14 protein-coding genes and 2 pseudogenes are annotated in these 17,143 nt (G+C 61.7%); 13 read left to right on the plus strand and 3 right to left on the minus strand.

Annotation, left to right across the window (positions count from 1 at the left end; all coding sequences use genetic code 11):
* Positions 1-54: 54 nt before the first annotated feature.
* The 7 genes and pseudogenes from GK109_RS00545 to GK109_RS00575 form a co-directional block, all read left to right on the plus strand.
* A pseudogene (locus GK109_RS00545) lies at positions 55-231 on the plus strand (IS3 family transposase); the annotation flags it as partial.
* Positions 232-455: 224 nt separating this feature from the next.
* Positions 456-1,499, plus strand: a complete 1,044-nt coding sequence (locus GK109_RS00550; protein WP_231754773.1) for a LacI family DNA-binding transcriptional regulator — start codon at positions 456-458, stop codon at positions 1,497-1,499.
* Positions 1,496-2,470: a sugar ABC transporter permease gene (locus GK109_RS00555; protein WP_197432369.1), complete on the plus strand. Its 975-nt coding sequence runs from the start codon at positions 1,496-1,498 to the stop codon at positions 2,468-2,470. The genes GK109_RS00550 and GK109_RS00555 overlap by 4 nt, the downstream gene beginning before the upstream one ends.
* Positions 2,471-2,477: 7 nt before the next feature.
* Positions 2,478-3,437, plus strand: coding sequence for a carbohydrate ABC transporter permease (locus tag GK109_RS00560; protein ID WP_104997782.1), 960 nt, complete (start codon positions 2,478-2,480; stop codon positions 3,435-3,437).
* A gap of 74 nt (positions 3,438-3,511) precedes the next feature.
* Positions 3,512-5,119, plus strand: coding sequence for an ABC transporter substrate-binding protein (locus tag GK109_RS00565; RefSeq protein WP_104999714.1), 1,608 nt, complete (start codon positions 3,512-3,514; stop codon positions 5,117-5,119).
* Positions 5,120-5,248: 129 nt separating this feature from the next.
* The gene (locus GK109_RS00570) at positions 5,249-6,754 is read left to right on the plus strand and encodes a glycoside hydrolase family 32 protein (RefSeq protein ID WP_157238303.1); all 1,506 of its coding nucleotides are present in this window, start codon (positions 5,249-5,251) and stop codon (positions 6,752-6,754) included.
* Positions 6,755-6,781: 27 nt separating this feature from the next.
* Entirely contained in the window at positions 6,782-7,759 is a 978-nt protein-coding gene (locus tag GK109_RS00575; protein WP_157238304.1) for a carbohydrate kinase, read from the plus strand.
* Between the two features lie 1,001 nt (positions 7,760-8,760).
* Here GK109_RS00575 and GK109_RS00580 read toward each other — a convergent pair.
* Positions 8,761-9,771 (minus strand): LacI family DNA-binding transcriptional regulator, encoded by a 1,011-nt coding sequence (locus GK109_RS00580; protein WP_157238305.1) that lies wholly within the window; start codon positions 9,769-9,771, stop codon positions 8,761-8,763.
* A gap of 108 nt (positions 9,772-9,879) precedes the next feature.
* Here GK109_RS00580 and GK109_RS00585 point away from each other — a divergent pair, with 108 nt between their 5' ends.
* The 6 genes from GK109_RS00585 (at position 9,880) to GK109_RS00610 (ending at position 15,354) form a co-directional block, all read left to right on the plus strand.
* Positions 9,880-10,812, plus strand: coding sequence for a family 43 glycosylhydrolase (locus GK109_RS00585; RefSeq protein ID WP_157238306.1), 933 nt, complete (start codon positions 9,880-9,882; stop codon positions 10,810-10,812).
* Positions 10,813-10,825: 13 nt separating this feature from the next.
* Positions 10,826-12,097: an ABC transporter substrate-binding protein gene (locus GK109_RS00590; protein ID WP_104997777.1), complete on the plus strand. Its 1,272-nt coding sequence runs from the start codon at positions 10,826-10,828 to the stop codon at positions 12,095-12,097.
* A gap of 185 nt (positions 12,098-12,282) precedes the next feature.
* The gene (locus tag GK109_RS00595) at positions 12,283-13,128 is read left to right on the plus strand and encodes a carbohydrate ABC transporter permease (protein WP_231754774.1); all 846 of its coding nucleotides are present in this window, start codon (positions 12,283-12,285) and stop codon (positions 13,126-13,128) included.
* A complete protein-coding gene (locus GK109_RS00600; RefSeq protein ID WP_157238308.1) occupies positions 13,125-13,943 on the plus strand; it encodes a carbohydrate ABC transporter permease in 819 nt (272 codons plus the stop codon). The genes GK109_RS00595 and GK109_RS00600 overlap by 4 nt, the downstream gene beginning before the upstream one ends.
* Positions 13,940-14,911 carry a glycoside hydrolase family 43 protein gene (locus GK109_RS00605; protein WP_104997774.1) on the plus strand — a complete coding sequence of 324 codons (972 nt, stop codon included), beginning with the start codon at positions 13,940-13,942 and terminating at the stop codon, positions 14,909-14,911. The genes GK109_RS00600 and GK109_RS00605 overlap by 4 nt, the downstream gene beginning before the upstream one ends.
* A 239-nt stretch (positions 14,912-15,150) precedes the next feature.
* On the plus strand, positions 15,151-15,354 hold the full coding sequence (locus tag GK109_RS00610) for a hypothetical protein (protein ID WP_104997773.1): 204 nt from the start codon (positions 15,151-15,153) through the stop codon (positions 15,352-15,354).
* Positions 15,355-15,916: 562 nt separating this feature from the next.
* On the opposite strand, the gene GK109_RS00615 is transcribed toward GK109_RS00610, so the two are convergent.
* On the minus strand, positions 15,917-16,228 hold the full coding sequence (locus GK109_RS00615) for a thioredoxin family protein (protein WP_104997771.1): 312 nt from the start codon (positions 16,226-16,228) through the stop codon (positions 15,917-15,919).
* Positions 16,229-16,961: 733 nt separating this feature from the next.
* A pseudogene (locus tag GK109_RS00620) lies at positions 16,962-17,135 on the minus strand (IS256 family transposase); the annotation flags it as partial.
* Positions 17,136-17,143: the final 8 nt, after the last annotated feature.

Genomic DNA, 17,143 nt, shown 5'->3' on the forward strand with positions numbered 1-17,143 from the left:
GCTTCCAAAGCCGCGAAGGCGAGATTCTGGATCAGATCTACGCGGTGACGGGGTCCGCTGGTCACGGATCTTGCCGCCGACGGTGTTCCCGTGGCGGTGACCTGCAGGGTGTTGGGAAACAGCCAAGCAAGGCTAATACGGGTGGAGGGCCAGTCCGTTGACGGACCGGACCTGGCTGCTGCGCACCTGGTCAACGCCGCCCGGGACATCCACGCCGACGGCCCTGCATTCGACAGGTCGGGTCCCGTAGTAGGCCTGCACCGCTTAGTCGTGGCAGTTATCCGCAAAACGCTCAGCTCCACAGTCGCCCACTCTTGCAAGGGCTCTGCGCAGGCAATCAGGTGTATGTGATTCCGTAGGTCAAATTCCTTCTATTGACGCTCCGTGTGACACACGCTAGAGTTATCGAAGTTATACGCATAACCCAACAAACTTACCGGCTCGAGGAGGTGCCCATGGCTGGAACGCGGCCGAAGTCCGGACCGACGATGCACGACGTGGCTGCCGCCGCAGGCGTGTCGCAGGCTACGGTTTCCTTGGTGCTGAACTCGGCCTCCGGGTCACGGTTCTCGGAGGAGACCCGCAAGAAGGTCCGGGATGCCGTGAACCGGTTGGGCTATCGGACCAACGCCCACGCCAAGACCCTCCGTGAAGGCGTGGCAGGCATGATCGGGTTCATCGGCGATACCGTTGCCACCACTCCTTTTGCCGGCGCCATTATCGAGGGTGCGCAGCAGCGGGCGTGGGAGGACGGGCTCCTTCTGCTGACCGTCAATACCGGCGGCGACAAGGAGCTTGAGGCCGCGTCCCTGGACGCAATGCTCTCCTACAAGGTTGCAGGAGTGGTTTACGCCGGCATGTATCACCGGCGCTTGGATGTTCCGGAGGCCCTGACGGATGTCCGATCCGTTGTGCTGAATTCCCAGGACCGGGCGGGACGGGTTGCCAGTGTCGCTCCCGACGAAGTCAAGGGCGGATACGCGGCCACTCGCCGATTGCTTGCGGCGGGGCATTCCCGAATCGCGTTGATCAATATCGAGAGTCTTGAAAGCGGGCTCCCGGCCGCCGTCGGCCGTTACGACGGTTACCGGAAAGCTCTTGAGGAAGCAGGGCTGGAACTGGATCCGGACCTTGTCCGCTTCGGCGGAGGCGGCGAGGAAGACGGCTACAGGTACGCGATGGAGCTGTTGACCTCCGGCAAACCGCCCACCGCGATTTTCTGCGCGAACGACCGCGGTGCCTGGGGCGCCTACCAGGCGGTGTCCGACCTGCGCCTTTCGATTCCCGGGGACGTGTCCATTGTTGGCTTCGATAACCAGGCGACGTTGGCACCGTTCCTCCGGCCGGGCCTGACCACCTTTGAATTGCCGTTCGTCGCCATGGGCCGGCGCGCGGTCGAACTGATCCTCCAGGATGCGGAACCCGATGGCCGGGTCGAGCTCATGGACTGCCCCCTGATCGAACGGAACTCAGTGACCCATCCCAAGGAGATGCCATGAGCCGCACTATCCCGGCCCGACGCGGCGGTCCAGCTGCGGCACCGTTGCCGCAGCGGAAAAATTCTCTTTCGCTCCGCCTCAAGAGAATTTCCCGTGCCTGGCAGTTATACGTATTACTAGCCCCGGCTGTCATCTACATCCTGGTCTTTAAATACTGGCCGATGTACGGCGTGCAGATAGCGTTCAAAAACTACAACCCGGTGGACGGGTTCACGGACAGCCCCTGGGCGGGCCTGACCCACTTCGTCAGGTTCGTAAACTCCTACCAGTTCGGCCAGGTGGTCGGCAACACGCTGTGGATCGCCATCCTCGGACTGCTGGTGGCTTTCCCCATCCCGATCATCCTCGCGCTGCTGGTCAACCAACTGCAAAGCGAGAAGTTCAAGAAGTTCACCCAGACCGTGCTCTACTCGCCCGCGTTCATCTCGACAGTCGTGGTGGTGGGCATCATGTTCGTCCTCCTCTCCCCCCGGTCCGGCCTGGTGAACAACGCCATCCAGCTCGCCGGCGGGGAGCCCGTCTTCTTTATGGGCTCCCCTGAATGGTTCCGTCCCGTCTACGTGATCTCCGATGTCTGGCAGAACGCCGGCTTCTCGATGATCGTTTACCTTGCGGCCCTGGCAGCCATCGATCCTGCGCTGCATGACGCGGCCAAGGTGGATGGCGCGTCCAAACTCCAGCGCATCCGGCACATCGACCTTCCCGGCATCATGCCCGTGGTGACCATCCTGTTCATCCTGGCCATCGGCAACCTGCTCAACGTCGGGTTTGAGAAGGCGCTGCTGATGCAGACGCCGTTGAACATCTCATCCTCGGAGATCATCCAGACGTACGTCTACCACGCGGGCCTGCAGCAGGCGCAGTTCAGCTATTCGGCCGCCATCGGCCTGTTCAACTCCCTCCTCAACCTGGCGCTGCTGCTTGTCTTCAACACGATTGCGCGCCGGGCCAACCAAGCTACCCTGTGGTGATGCCGATATGTCTCTGACAACCAACCCCCGCCCTACCGACACCCCGGCCCGAACCGTCAACCGGGTCCGGCCTAAACGACCGCTGCGGGATCGATACGGTGACCGGGCCTTCAGCATCGCCGCCACCGTCGTCCTCCTGCTGTCCATCCTGGCGGTGGTATACCCCCTGTACTTCATCGTCATCGCCTCCATCAGCGACCCGAACGCCGTCTACGAAGGAAAAGTGTGGCTCCTGCCATCGGGCATCACCACCGAGGGGTACGAACGGATTTTCGCCGACAGCAGGATCTGGAACGGCCTGGCCAACACCCTTGTGTACACCGTGCTGGGCACCGCCGTCAGCGTCAGCACCATCCTCTGCGGCGCCTACGCCCTGTCCCGCAAAGACATGCCCGGCCGAAAAATCCTGATGCTCCTGTTCGTCATCACCATGTTCTTCGACGGCGGACTCATCACCAAGTACCTCGTGGTCCGGGACCTCGGCATGCTCGACACCGTCTGGGCAGTTGTTCTGCCAGGAGCCGTCGGCGTCTGGAACCTGATCATCGCCAGATCCTTCTTCGAACACACCATCCCGAACGAACTACGCGAAGCGGCCCAGATGGACGGAGCAACCGACTTCAAGTTCTTCTTCAAAATGGTGCTCCCCCTCTCCAAACCCCTGATCATGCTCATGATCATGATCCACGTCGTGGCGCACTGGAACTCGTTCTTTGACGCCCTGATCTTCCTCAATGACGACACCAAATACCCGCTGCAGCTCGTCCTGCGCAACATCCTTATCCAGTCAGACGTCTCATCCACCGGAACCACCGGCGGAGACATCGCATCCTATGCCGCAGCGCAACGGATCGCAGAGCTCACCAAGTACGCCATGATCGTCGTCTCAAGCCTGCCCCTCATGATCGCACTGCCATTCATGCAGAAGCACTTCACCAAGGGCGCCATGATCGGCGCCGTCAAATAGCCCCTCCCCAGCACCACCGCCCAGGCACCCGCCGCGGGCAGTCAGCACACAACCACCTCAGAAAAGGAATGACCATGGCATTCAGCCGCAAATACGCCGCCCTCGGCGCCATCCTGGCCGGAACATTGACGTTCACCGCCTGCTCCGGCGGCGGCTCCGGCACCACGGAGATCAAAGACGCCTCCGCTGACTTCGGTTTCCAGGAAACAGGCTTCCCGATCGTCAGCAAGCAACTGGACCTGACATTCTCCGGCACCAAAACCGCCCTGGCCCCGGACTACAACACCATGACTGTGGTGAAGGAATGGGAAAAAGCCACCAACATCCACGTCAACTGGGAAAACCTGCCCGAAACGGTCTTCCAGGAAAAGAAGAACCTCCTCCTCGCAAGCGGTGACCTGCCGGATGCGTTCTTCAACACAGGCCTCACCGACGCGGAAATCGCCACCTACTCCGCCAGCGGCACCCTCATTCCGCTCGAGTCCCTGATCGAAAAGAACGCCCCCAACCTCTCCAAGCTGCTCGCCGAACGGCCCGACATCAAGGCAGCCATCACCTCCTCGGACGGGCACATCTACTCCCTGCCCTCCGTCGAAGAACTTGGCCTGGTCCAGTTCCCCCACGCAATGGCCATCAACACCTCCTGGCTGAAAAAACTCAACATCCCGATGCCAAAAACTGTGGACGAGTTCCACGATGCTCTGTTGGCCTTCAAGAACCAGGACGCCTCCGGGACCGGCAAAACCATCCCGCTGAGCTTCATGCCAGGATCCTGGTGCGGGGACATCGTCGACCTGATCGCAGCCCTCGGCGGCGTCCCGGACAACATGGACCACCGCATCGTCCAGGACGACAAAGTCATCTTCACCGCCACCCAGGACGGCTACAAAAAGGCCATTCAGACCCTGCATGAGTGGTACCAGGAAGGCCTGATCGACCCCGAGTCCTTCTCCCAGGACGACAAGGCCTACCTGGCAAAAGGCAAGGCCGCGCAGGAGAACCTCGGCTCCTTCGTCTGGTGGGAAATCCCCGAAATGGTCGGCGCAGACCGCGCCAACAACTACGCCCTGGTCCCCGTGCTCGAAGGCGTGGACGGCAAGCGGACCGCCAGCCAGTCCAACAACCAGGAAATCGCCCGCGGCGCCTTCGCCATCACCCGGAACAACAAATACCCGGCCGCAACCATGCGCTGGGCCGACAACCTCTACGACCCCATCCAGTCCGCCCAGGCCAACTGGGGACCCATCGGCGAGACCCTGCAAAAAGATGCCAGCGGCCTGCTGACCCAGATCCCTGCTCCGGCCGGAACCAGCGAAGGCGAACGCCGCCAGAAGGTCGCTCCCGGCGGCCCGAAGGCCAACACTGCCGAGAACTTCAAAACCGTCGTCGCACCTGAACCGCGGGCAGCGGAACGGCAGAAAACCGTTGTGGAGATCTACAAGCCCTTCGCCGGCAACGACGGCTACCCCCCGGTGGCCCTCTCCAACGAGGAACTCCAGCAGATCAGCACCATCCAGACCGACGTTTCGTCTTTGGTCAAGCAGAACATGGCCAAGTGGATCGTCTCCGGAGGCATCGAGCAGGAATGGGACGGTTACGTCTCCCAGCTCAAGAACGTCGGCGTCGACAAAATGATCGAGGTCTACCAGCAGGCCTACGACCGCTACAAGAAGAACTCCTAGCTCCCGAAAAACGGCTGGGGCCCGGCGCTGCCCGCGCCGGGCCCCACCCGCCCCACTCATCCACCTGCAGGCCTTCCCACAAAGGACCCGCAGAGAACCAGACCTGCCAAGAAATGAGACGCCACCTTCATGACTGCCGCGACCGCCACGACAGCCGAGACCTTCCGCCCCGCCCTGCACTACGCAGCCCGGAACACCTGGCTTAATGACCCCAACGGCCTGATTTTCCACGACGGCGTCTACCACCTCTATTACCAGAACAACCCGCTGGGAAACGTCTGGGGCAACATGTCCTGGGGACACGCAACCTCCACCGATTTGCTGACCTGGACCGAACACCCCGTGGCCATCGCCTGCGACGAATACGAAGACATCTTTTCCGGCAGCATCGTCTTTGACCGCGACAACACCACCGGCTTCGGCACCGAGACCGTCGCCCCCCTCGTGGCCATCTACACCAGCGCCTACAAACCCGGCTCCGTGCATGAGGGTATCCAGGCCCAATCCCTGGCCTACAGCATCGACGGCGGCTACACCTGGATAAAACACCCAGGCAACCCCGTACTTAGCCGCGCATCCGCCGAGTTCCGCGACCCCAAAGTCATCCGGTACGACGGCGGCGCGGACAGCTACTGGGTGATGGCCGCCGTCGAAGCCACAGACTTCCAGGTAGTCCTCTACAAATCCCGAGACCTGAAGAACTGGGAACTCCTAAGCACCTTCGGCCCCGCAAACGCCACCGGCGGCGTCTGGGAATGCCCCGACCTTTTCCCGCTCCCGGTGGACGGCGACCCGGACAACCTCAAATGGGTCCTCACCGTCAACCTCAACCCCGGCGGACCCAACAACGGCTCAGCCGGCCAATACTTCATCGGCGACTTCGACGGCACCACCTTCACCTCCGCCACCACCGTCACCGAAGGCCCCCAGGACCCCGGCCGGCTGGGCGAATACCAGTGGCTGGACTGGGGCCGGGACTACTACGCCGCCGTCTCCTTCAGCGACGCCCCGGAGGACCGCCGCCTCATGATCGCCTGGATGAACAACTGGGAATACGCCAACCACATCCCCACCACGCCCTGGCGCAGCCCCATGAGCCTCGCCCGCGAAATCACCCTCCAGACCAACGACGGAAAGCTGTCACTGATCCAGCAACCCGCAGGCGATTGGACTGCCCTGGCTGACACGGAGCAGTTCCGCCTCGCCGACACCACCATTCACGACGGCGTGCAGGTCCTGGCGGACGCGGCCGGCACCATCCAGCGCATCGACGTCAGCTTCACCCCCGGAAGCGCAGAGGAATTCGGCCTCATCCTGCGCGGAGACGGCCTGAAGGGAACTCGCGTCGGCATCCGTCCCGTTGAAGGCAAGCTGTTCGTCGATCGGCGCGAATCAGGACAGACAGGATTCCACGCATCCTTCCCCTCCATCGACACCGCCCCCATCCAGACAACGGCGGCCTCCTACGAACTCACGATCTTCGTGGACCGCTGTTCCGTTGAAGTCTTCGCCCAGGACGGCCAGGTCACCATGACCGAACTGATCTTCCCGGCCGAGACAAGCACCGACCTCGCCGTCTACGCCGTCGGCGGCGCGGCAACCATCACCAGCCTCCAGGTCACGCAGCTCGCGTAAGGCAGCACCCAAAGCAAGGAACAAGACATGCACAACACCGGCAAGCCAAACCCTCCACAGCGGGTGCTGGACGTCGTCGTCATCGGCGAAGCCCTCACCGACGTCATCACCACCCCCAATGGCACCACAGAACACCCGGGCGGGTCACCGGGCAACGTCGCCTACGGCCTGGCCCGCCTGGGAGTCAGCACCGGACTGCTCACCTCAATCGGCGCGGACCGCCGCGGGCACGCACTCGAAACACACCTGGCCGGCGCCGGCGTGACGCTCCTGCCCGGCTCCCGCCCACTGGAGAGAACCTCGACGGCGACCGCCACCATCGCCCACGACGGCTCAGCCAGCTACGCCTTCGACATCACCTGGGATATCGAACCACAAGACTATGCGCTCACGCCGCCCAAGATCCTTCACACCGGGTCAATCGCAAGCTTCCTGTCACCGGGCGCCGGAAAGATCAAAACCCTTCTCCAGCAACTCCGCACCGAGTGCACCACCACCTACGACCCCAACATCCGGCCCGCCCTGCTCGGAACCCACACAGAAGCACGGCACACCTTCGAAGAACTCGTACACCTCACCAACGTCGTCAAACTCAGCGATGAAGACGCCCAATGGCTCTACCCGGGTAAAGACCCCGAAGAAACCGCCACACACCTCCTGAACCTGGGAGCGGAACTGGTGATCATCACCAGAGGCTCATCCGGCTCACTTCTCGCAACCCCTTCCGCTGCCCTCAGCATCCCGGCGGTCAAGTGCTCTGTCGTTGACACCATCGGCGCCGGCGACTCCTACATGTCCGCCCTGATCCTCGGGCTCCTCACCCACGGAACCAACAGCCCCGCCCCTTCCGCCCTCAACCAACTGGGACGCATGGCAGCCGCCGCGGCCGCAATCACCGTATCCCGGGCCGGCGCCAAGCCACCCACCGGAAACGAACTCCGCACCCAACTCGAAACGCAGTCCCAGCCGCACTCACCCGTAGGACACCCACTGAGCATGCCGTAAGCATTCAAACCAGGAGTTCTTCAAGTCCCGACACCTCGAACGGGCCCAAGGGTTTCGCAGATAGGGCACACCCCAACCTGACATCACGCGTCCGAGCGCGCCAGGTGTGTGAGCCGGGCACGTACATGTTCCTAAAGCAGACGTAGGTGTGGACACTGTCCACACCCCCTTTGGCAGGCCAAATGGAGCACCCCGAGCTCGCGTGACGCCAGCGAGCAGCCTTCCAAGAAAGCTTTGCGCCAGAATCGGCCCGGTCATGAGGTCCCCGCTCCCCCGGACCATGAACTGGTGTTGGCCACTCCCGACCAACCCGACAGAACCGGAACGAGGAACCGCAGAAACCCCACCTCAGCAGGCGGAACACCCACCAGCCAGGGACTTGAACCCGCCACCCCACACACCTGAATAGGCTCCGCGGCAGCCAGGCCACAGCCCGCGCATCTAGCATCAGAGGGACGCCACCACAAGCCATGTCAACACGTTAAAGCAAAATCGCCTCTGACGAGGAAAAACGTCGTGCCCGAGGTGGGACTCGAACTGCATCCTCCTTCCTGAAAACACTGGCAACCCGCGAAAACATACGGAATCCGGACCGATCGTGAGCCTGTGCCACCCAATCCGAACCGAAAAGCGTGGACCATGTCCGCATCCTCCTTCGACCCCTCCACGCAGCAGGGCACTTTCGCGCCAGCCCCCGGAACCTGCAACTTTCCTCGCTAGGTGGATCCCCCTGAGCAGCTAGCGAAGTTCTCAAGCCCAATGCCGTTCCCCCACGTTGCACTCCAGCCCTTCAAACCCACTGCCGGCCCTCCACAGGACGAAGCTCCAACGCAACTCGGAAGGGTCGATTCTTCACCACGCCTTGACAGACGTGGTGTGTATCACGCAGTATTTTTATCGATACAAACATAAGGCTAATGATGCGGCGTCAGGGCGGACGGAGGTGAAGGATGAAAGAGCTGACATGCGATTTGCAAGGTTTTCATCCCAGAGCTCTGTCATCAGTTCGCGGCGGTCGATTCACGGGCTATGACACGGGCGGAGCTCACGAATTCAGCAGGCTCCCGGCTGGGCGCTTCGCCGGCAATTCTCCGCACCAGCAGTTTGACTGCCATTCGGGCCATCTCAGCGCTGTCCGGGTCAACGGTGGAGAGGGTGGGCATGCTGTACTGGCCCTCCACCAGATTGTCGAAGCCGATGACTTTGACGTCGTCAGGAACACGGAGTTTGGCCTCATGGAGGGCGCGGAGCGCACCAAGGGCTACGGTGTCGGTGGCGCAGAACAACCCGTCGAAACCGATCCCGGATTCGATGAGGCGGTCGACGGCTTCGTGCCCACCCTTCAAGGTGAACTCATTGATCGTGACGTGCAGCGACGGGTCGCCATTGATTCCTGCGGCCGCCAGCGCCTGCTGGTAGCCGGTGTAGCGGAGCGAGGAGGCATCGGGGTCGGTACCCATGGGACCCATGACGGCTGCAATGCGGCGGCAGCCGCGTTCGATCAAATGAGCGGTGGCGGCCTTCGCTCCTTCCACGTTGTCCATGGCGACGTGGTCGACCGGTCCGGAGAATATACGTTCGCCCAGGATTACGACCGGGTAGTCGACGCGCAGCATGTTGGCATCACCGGCGCTCAGGCCGACCGTGCTGAGGATGAGTCCGTCGTACATGCGGTTGCGGGACAGTGCCAGGGCATTGATTTCGTTTTCCCTGCTACGGCCGGTCTGCTCGACGAGGACGCGGAGGTTATAGGCCGCAGCTTCCTCAATAATCCGCGTCGCGAACTGCCCCCAGTAGGGGCGGTCAAATTCCGCGACTGCGAGTCCGATGGTGAAGGTCCGGCCGGCACGCAGATTCCGCGCGGCATGGTTTACACGGTAGTCCAGCTCCTCCATCGCCTTGACTACCTTGGCTCGGGTACTGCTTTTCACGTGCGGGTGGTCGTTGAGGACATTCGAGACGGTCATAGGCGAAACTCCAGCAGCCTTTGCCACATCCTGAATGGTTGCCATCGTCTTCCTTCTTCCCATCGCAATTCGACCTGTCTTCCGATCAGCGTACGCCAAAGACTTGTATCGATCCACAATACTTGTATCGATAAAAAATGTAAGGAGAATCCTTTGGACCACTTCGACGGCGACCCTGCCGTACCGGCACTAATTGAGGGCTACTACGCGGACCCGCACCTATGCGTCTTCGACGGCAAGTACTTTCTGTACCCCACTACCGACGGCAGCAATGAATGGGGAGCCACGTCCTTCCGGGCCTTTTCCTCCCCGGACCTGGTCGAGTGGACCGATCACGGGGTCGTTTTCTCGTTGCCTGACCACACACGCTGGGCGGAGGCACATGCGTGGGCTCCCGCCGTCGCCGAACGGGATGGCCGCTACTTCCTTTACTACACGGCGGAGCAGGAGAACATTGGTGTGGCTGTGGCCTCGTCGCCGACCGGACCGTTTGAGGACCTGGGAAGGCCGCTGATTGCAGAGGGCGATTTCCCCGGCCGGGCCATCGATCCGAACATTTTTATCGACGACGACGGCAGGGCCTACCTCTGCTGGGGCAACAGCGTCGCCCACACGGTGCCCCTGAAGGAGGACATGGTCTCCTTCAATCCCTCTGACGTGATCTCCTGGATTCCCACCGGCTTCCGCGAGGCGGTCAACATCCACCGGCGGGGGAATGTCTACTACCTCTCCTGGTCGGAAAACGACACCCGCGACGAAAACTACCGGGTCAGCTACGCCACTTCCACCAGCCCCTTCGGACCATGGACAGACCGAGGGGTGCTCCTGGAGAGGGCTCCCCGCCGGGGCATCCAGGCAACCGGACACCACTCCATCGTCAGGATCCCGCACAGCGACGAATGGCTCATCACCTACCACCGCTTTGCCATCCCCGGCGGGACCGGCTACCGCCGGGAACTGGCTATCGATCCGTTGGTCCACACCGTCGACGGCCTGCTCCAAAAGGTCATTCCCTCCCGCGAACCGCTCGTGAGGGACCTGGCCGTCTATCGCACAAAATCCGAAAACGCATCAAAACAGCACTAGAAAGGCACCTGCCATGCTTCACCACACAAACAGCCCGCAGCGCCGTCGGAAAACCTCCCTGCGCCTGGCCGCCCTCGGCGCAGTAGTCGCAGCCGCGGCCGCACTGACGGGGTGCGGTTCCTCCGGGGGCTCCGGCTCGGACAACACGGTCAGCTTCTACTCCTGGGACAACGAAGCGGGCATGAAGCCGCTCCTGGAAGAGTTTAAGAAACAGAACCCCTCGATTGACCTCAAGGTCTCTTACGGCACTCCGGTCCAGGGATACATCTCGACCTTGCAGACCCGCATTAACAGCGGAACTGCTGCCGATGTGTTCATCATTACCGCCGAGAACAAAACCGAAATCATGGAAGGCGGGTTCGCCAAGGACCTCAGCGGCGAGCCCTGGATCAGCAACATCGCCGACGCTGCCAAAGCCACCTACACCAAAGACGGCAAAGTTTACGGGGCAGCAACGTCCTCCTGGGGCGGAGGGATCCTTTACAACAAAGACCTCCTGGCCAAGGTCGGGTTCACGACCCCGCCAAAGACCTGGGACGACTTCCTGGCACTGTGCAAGAAACTCAAGGACGCCGGCATCACCCCCTTTTATGAACCTGCTGACACCATTCCTGTGAGCCTGGCCGCCCTCGTCGGGCTCCAGAACCAGGCCAGCGGAGGAACCATGGACGCCGACATCTGGGCCGGAAAGACCTCCTTCGCCAAAACCTGGACCGAGCCATTGGAAGACTGGTCCAGGCTCTTCAGCCAGGGCCTGGTATCCCCCAGTGTCGCCGGACTGACAGGGGACCAGATCACTTCCGAGTTCCAGCGGGGCTCTGTGGCGATGATCAGCACCGGCTCGTGGGCACTGGGAAGCATCCAGAAGGCCGCGCCGGACATGAAGCTGGAGTTCATGCCGGTCCCCGGCGACTCCGCCACATACTGGGCTGGGGCCGTCTCACCCGGATACGCGATCAATGCCAAGGCTAAGAACCCGACCGGGGCCGAAAAGCTCGTGGAGTTCCTCCAGAGCAAGACCGCAGTAGAGATCTATCAGAAGCAGAATGCCGCCATCACGACGACCAAGGACTTCACTCCGCAGCTCGATCCTGCCTTGGATGCCATGGTCCCGGCAGTGCGCGAAGGCAATTTCTACCTTCCCCAGGTCACCTGGCCCACGAACTCTGCAGCCCTGAACAGTGAGACCGTCTCCCTGCTGCAGCAGCTCATCCAGGGCCAGACCACTCCTGAGAAGGTCGCATCGGCACTTGACGCGAAGCTGGCGGCGCTCCAAGGCAAGTAGCACTCCGAAGGGCCGGCGGCGACAGCAGCGCCGCCGGCTCTCTTCCTCAGAAAGGCAGCTTTACCTTGGCACTCTCCACAACCCCCGAGCTTCAGCCACTGCAGCCAGTGCAACCGCAACAGAGCAGCAAGAGGACAAAGCCCCGGAAGCGGACGCACCGGCTCTCCGTCACATCCTGGGTCTTCATGGCCCCCATCGCCGTGGTATTCGTCGTGCTCTACGTCATCCCGATGTCCCAGTCGCTCTACTACAGCTTCACCGACTTCAACGGATACACCAGCAACCCCAAATTCATCGGCTTCGACAACTATGCGGAGCTCTTCAAGGACCCGTCGATGCTCTCGGCGCTCGGCTACACCATCTTCTACGCGGTCTCCACCACCATCCTGGTCACGGTGACCGCCATCCCCCTGGCGCTGACACTGAACCGGAAATTCTTCGGCCGCAACCTCGTCCGCTCGGCATTCTTCTTCCCGGCAGTTCCCAGCGTGGCCATCCTGGGCCTGGTGTGGGGCTTCATCCTCAACCCCCTCGGCTCCGGCGTCCTGAACAGCATCATCCACTCGCTCACGGGACTCGGTCCCATCCCGTGGCTCTCCGACAGCACGCTCGCCCAGCTCTCCACGGTGGCCGTCACCATCTGGGCGCTCACGGGCTGGCACGCGGTGCTGTACCTCGCCTACCTGCAGGCAATCCCCGCAGACTACTACGAAGTCTCCAAGATCGACGGCGCGAGCAGCTGGCAGAGCTTCCGCTACATCACCCTTCCGCTGCTGATCCCGGCCATGGCGGTCAGCCAGCTGCTGCTAATGACCAATGGCCTCAAAGTCTTCGACCTGCCGTTCACCCTCACCCGTGGCGGCCCCGGCTTCTCCACCAGAACCCTCACCCAGTCCCTCATCGAGGACGGCATCGCCCAGTCACGCGTCGGGGCTGCCTCAGCCCTCGCCGTCCTCTTCCTTATCGTCGTCGGCCTCGTCGTGCTGGGCCAGATGGCCCTCTCGAACGCACTTCAAAGGAAATACTCATGACCAAGACCCGGCACGCCCTGACGTCCGTCCTCATGATCATGCTCGCCGGCCTCATGAGCGTCCCCTTCTACTACATCGTCGTCAACACGTTCAAAACCCAGCAGGAAACCACCAACAGCCCGCTCGCGCTTCCCACAACCTGGGTCCTGGACAACTACATCAAGGTCTTCGAAGGCACCCAGATCCTCCAAAGCCTGATGAACACGGTGTATGTCACGGCCATCTCCATCTTCCTGATGCTCGCGATCGGGTCACTCGCCGCATTCGGCCAAATCACCGGCCGGAGCCGCGTCTCCCAAATCATCGGGGCAGTCCTCATCGCCGCGTTCATCATCCCTGGACAGGCCACCCTTGTCCCGCTGTACCGGATGCTCGTCGGGGTACGCCTGGTGGACTCCCTCGAAGGGCTGATCGTGATCTACACCTGCGGGTCCATTTTCTGCTACTACCTCATCCTCGGTTACATGCGGACCATCCCGGCAGAGGTCCTCGAGGCCGCCAGAATTGACGGGGCCGGGCCCTTCCGCATCTACTGGATGATTGTCCTGCCCCTCATCCGGCCCATCCTGGTCACCGTCGGGGTGTTCCAGACCATGTGGGTCTGGAATGACTTCATCACCCCGAACGTGTTCATCAGTTCGGAAGACAAACAAACCCTGGTCCTGCAGGTCTACTCCGCTGTGGGGCAGTTCACCACCGACTGGCCGTCCTTCATGACCCTGACCGTCATCGTCCTGATCCCAATGGTGGTGTTCTTTATCTTCATGCAGCGGCACATCGTCAGTGGACTCGTCAGCGGAAGCGTCAAGGGATGACCGAACACCCGGCCGGCTACCTCTTCGCCTACTTCACCTCCGCTACCGAGGCCGACGGGGAACAAGTACGTTTCGCACTGAGCACCGGCTCCAGCCCCCTCAACTGGACGATCCTCAATGACGGCAGCCCGATCCTCGACTCCACGGTCGGTGAGCAGGGCGCAAGGGACCCCTTCGTGCTCCGTGCGGCCGGCCTGCCAGGCGAGAGCGCCAGCTACTACCTCCTGGCCACCGACCTCTGTATCGCCAGGAGGGACCCGGCAACCGCCTGGGAGGACTCAGTCAGAACAGGAAGCCGCTCAATCGTGGTCTGGGAAAGCGACGACCTAATGTCATGGACTCACCCGCGTCTCGTAGAAGTCGCCCCGCCAAATGCCGGCAACGCCTGGGCCCCGGAAGCAATCTTCGACAAGGCAAGCGGGACTTACCTGGTCTACTGGGCCTCCACGCTCCACTCCCCCACGAATGATCCGACCCGCGTCCCCTACCACCGGATGCTCTGCGCCAACACCACCGACTTCAGGACATTCACCCCCGCACGCGTCTGGATCGATCGCGGATGGTCAGTCATCGACGCCACCGTCGTCGAAGCTCACGGATTCTTCTACCGATTCAGCAAGGACGAACTTTCCGCTGATTCGTCATCACCCGACGCCAAATTCATAACCGCCGAACGCTCCGACACCCTGGACAGCGAGCACTACACCGTCATCGCAACCGGCATCGGCAAGAACGAACTCGTGCACGGCGAGGGCCCCATCATCGTCCGGGGGCCAGGACCCGGCTCATGGTTCCTCTTTATCGACGAATTCGGCCACCGCCGATACACCGCCTTCACCAGCGACTCGCTCGCATCGAACACTTGGACCCCGATAACGGCCGCCATGCCGCAAGGAGCCAGCCACGGCTCAATCCTCGCCCTCACCGCCGAGGAATACACGCAACTCGAACACCTCGCAGACAACTAAAGGACAGCAACGTCTGGTTGGCCACCCGTGCTGGACATGCACAACCTCAGGGTCCCTGCACAAGCATCACGGTCAAGCCCTGAACAGCAATTCATCTTCATCTTCAGGCTGCGGTGACCCCGGACGTTATCGGAAGAAGCTTGCTGACGGCGGGGATAACAGCATGAGAAAATGAGCACATTAACTGTTCTGGCTGGCGAACCGAGGACCAGCACGCCCCACCGCACCCGGAGGCCACGATGAGTGATGATCCTCGCCTGGCTGCCCGCGCCTTCATCGAATCAGGCGGCCCAACCATTCCGCAAATCTGGCTTAAATACTGGGCACTGGGAGGGACGGCCGACGTCATGGAACTGGATGCATTCATCCACGGCATTCCCCTCCTCAGGGGCCTGGAAGTTGAACTTCTAACCCTCGCCCTAAAGGAACTATCGACCGAGTGAGGTTCCGAGGGCCGATCGAACCTTGGGCTGCCCGCCCCTACAGCCGCCTGCCCGCAAAGCCCTACCCCTGCCGGCGCCCAGCAACTGCCTGCCCCAAAACCACCCCGCGGGAAACGCGGAGAAACATTCCACAGACGGGCCCATCGGTCCTGCCCGGACCTTGCCCGCTCTGGCAAACTTCCGCCCATGCGGTACTTCCTTGAATACGCAACCGACCAGGGAGTCGGCCGCTTCGCGGTTGAAGGCACAAATCTTTGTGACGCGCTCACAAAGGCCCGGGCAGCCCTGCAGGGTTTGGATTGCACTCGTGCCGCCCTGCGCCACACCGCACGCCCACGTCCAACCTCCGGTGAAGGGCAGGCCCTCGCCCTTTACACGCGTACCGAAGGCTGGAAGATCCAAGGATCGCAGCCCGTGTCCGAGTAGCCGTTAGCGCTGCTTCCCTAAAACCTTTCTCTTCCTTCAAAATGTCCTCAAAGTGCCGCAGTCGGGCAGTGATCCCGTGCTTAGCGACCGCCGCCGTTTCCGAGGCGCCCGGCGCCTACGGCCACATGGCTTCGTGTCAGAATCCGCGGTTTACAAGGGCCTGGACTATTTGGTTGAGGGTCGGCAAGCCCGCAAACCCATCAGGAGTGGCGTATAACCTGCAGGCCAGATCGTCAGCTGGTGCGCCGGTCGGGAAAATGTCGGAGCCATCGACAGTGATGGTCGGGGAACCCGCGAATCCCGTGTCCGGGATGTCCGAGGCCGTGCTCAGCTGTCGCAGCCGCACGGCAATGTAACTGCGTCCCAGCACAGCCAAGGCGGACTCAAGACGTTCCAAAGCTCTAACGGTATTGGGGCACTGGTCGATGTGCAGCAGTTCTATCCTCATACATCCATTGTGAACCGTCACCACGACGTCCCCGGCTCCGGTCAGTTGAAGTGTGCTCCTCGACCGCGAGCTGCTGCGGCCGGGGGCTCAAAGTCTGCAGGAGCAAGGAGATTCGTTGCCACATGCAGCTCAGGAGCGCTCGGGTGCACCACCTACGAACCCAGCCCCCGTATAAAGCAGACATAAGTGTGGACACTGTCCACACCCCCTTTGGTAGGACAAACCGATCCACACCGAGACTCCATGAGGTCTCTGAGAAGCCCCTGATGAAGAATTTCATACCAAAGTCGGTCACGTCATGTTGTGCCAGCAGCCCTGGACCATGAACAGGTGTTGGCCACCCACGACCAACCCGAGACAACCAGGACGAGGTACCGCATAACCGCAGCCACAGCGGGCGGAAGGCCCACCAGCCAGGGCCTTGAACCCGCCACCCCACACACCTGAATAGGCCACCGCGGCAGCCAGGCCACAGCCCGCGAACCAGCCGTCAGAGCGACGCGACCACAAGCTTTGTACACACGTCAAAGCAAAATCGCCTCTGACGAGGGAAAACGTCGTGCCCGAGGTGGGACTCGAACTACGTTCCAGGCCTTGCAAACACGGGGAACCCGCGAGAACATGCGGAATTCGGAGCAGTCCGAAGGCTGTTTGGCCCAGTACGAAACGAAAAGTGTGGACATTGTCCACACCCCCGGGACTATCTCATTTACGGTGTATCCGGCGGTTTGTTTTAGAAGTTTTCAGCGGCGGGGAATCGGTCGCTGAAAGTGATAGCGAAGGCGTTCAAAGCGGGCTTCCAGCGCATTGTCCATCGGGTCCTGCCGGCACCGGTCGGATCGAGGGATCTGGTGACCAGATACAGGCATTTTAGCGCAGCCTGCTCGGTCGGGAAATGACCGCGAGGGACTATCT

This window comes from Pseudarthrobacter sp. GA104 (assembly GCF_009741265.1).
GTDB lineage: Bacteria > Actinomycetota > Actinomycetes > Actinomycetales > Micrococcaceae > Arthrobacter.

Excerpts from the sequence above, each read along its gene's own strand:
- GK109_RS00550 (WP_231754773.1), top strand. The coding sequence starts at position 456 with ATGGCTGGAACGCGGCCGAAGTCCGGACCGACGATGCACGACGTGGCT.
- GK109_RS00555 (WP_197432369.1), top strand. The coding sequence starts at position 1,496 with ATGAGCCGCACTATCCCGGCCCGACGCGGCGGTCCAGCTGCGGCACCG.
- GK109_RS00560 (WP_104997782.1), top strand. The coding sequence starts at position 2,478 with ATGTCTCTGACAACCAACCCCCGCCCTACCGACACCCCGGCCCGAACC.
- GK109_RS00565 (WP_104999714.1), top strand. The coding sequence starts at position 3,512 with ATGGCATTCAGCCGCAAATACGCCGCCCTCGGCGCCATCCTGGCCGGA.
- GK109_RS00570 (WP_157238303.1), top strand. The coding sequence starts at position 5,249 with ATGACTGCCGCGACCGCCACGACAGCCGAGACCTTCCGCCCCGCCCTG.
- GK109_RS00575 (WP_157238304.1), top strand. The coding sequence starts at position 6,782 with ATGCACAACACCGGCAAGCCAAACCCTCCACAGCGGGTGCTGGACGTC.
- GK109_RS00580 (WP_157238305.1), bottom strand. The coding sequence starts at position 9,771 with ATGGCAACCATTCAGGATGTGGCAAAGGCTGCTGGAGTTTCGCCTATG.
- GK109_RS00590 (WP_104997777.1), top strand. The coding sequence starts at position 10,826 with ATGCTTCACCACACAAACAGCCCGCAGCGCCGTCGGAAAACCTCCCTG.
- GK109_RS00595 (WP_231754774.1), top strand. The coding sequence starts at position 12,283 with ATGGCCCCCATCGCCGTGGTATTCGTCGTGCTCTACGTCATCCCGATG.
- GK109_RS00600 (WP_157238308.1), top strand. The coding sequence starts at position 13,125 with ATGACCAAGACCCGGCACGCCCTGACGTCCGTCCTCATGATCATGCTC.
- GK109_RS00605 (WP_104997774.1), top strand. The coding sequence starts at position 13,940 with ATGACCGAACACCCGGCCGGCTACCTCTTCGCCTACTTCACCTCCGCT.
- GK109_RS00610 (WP_104997773.1), top strand. The coding sequence starts at position 15,151 with ATGAGTGATGATCCTCGCCTGGCTGCCCGCGCCTTCATCGAATCAGGC.
- GK109_RS00615 (WP_104997771.1), bottom strand. The coding sequence starts at position 16,228 with ATGAGGATAGAACTGCTGCACATCGACCAGTGCCCCAATACCGTTAGA.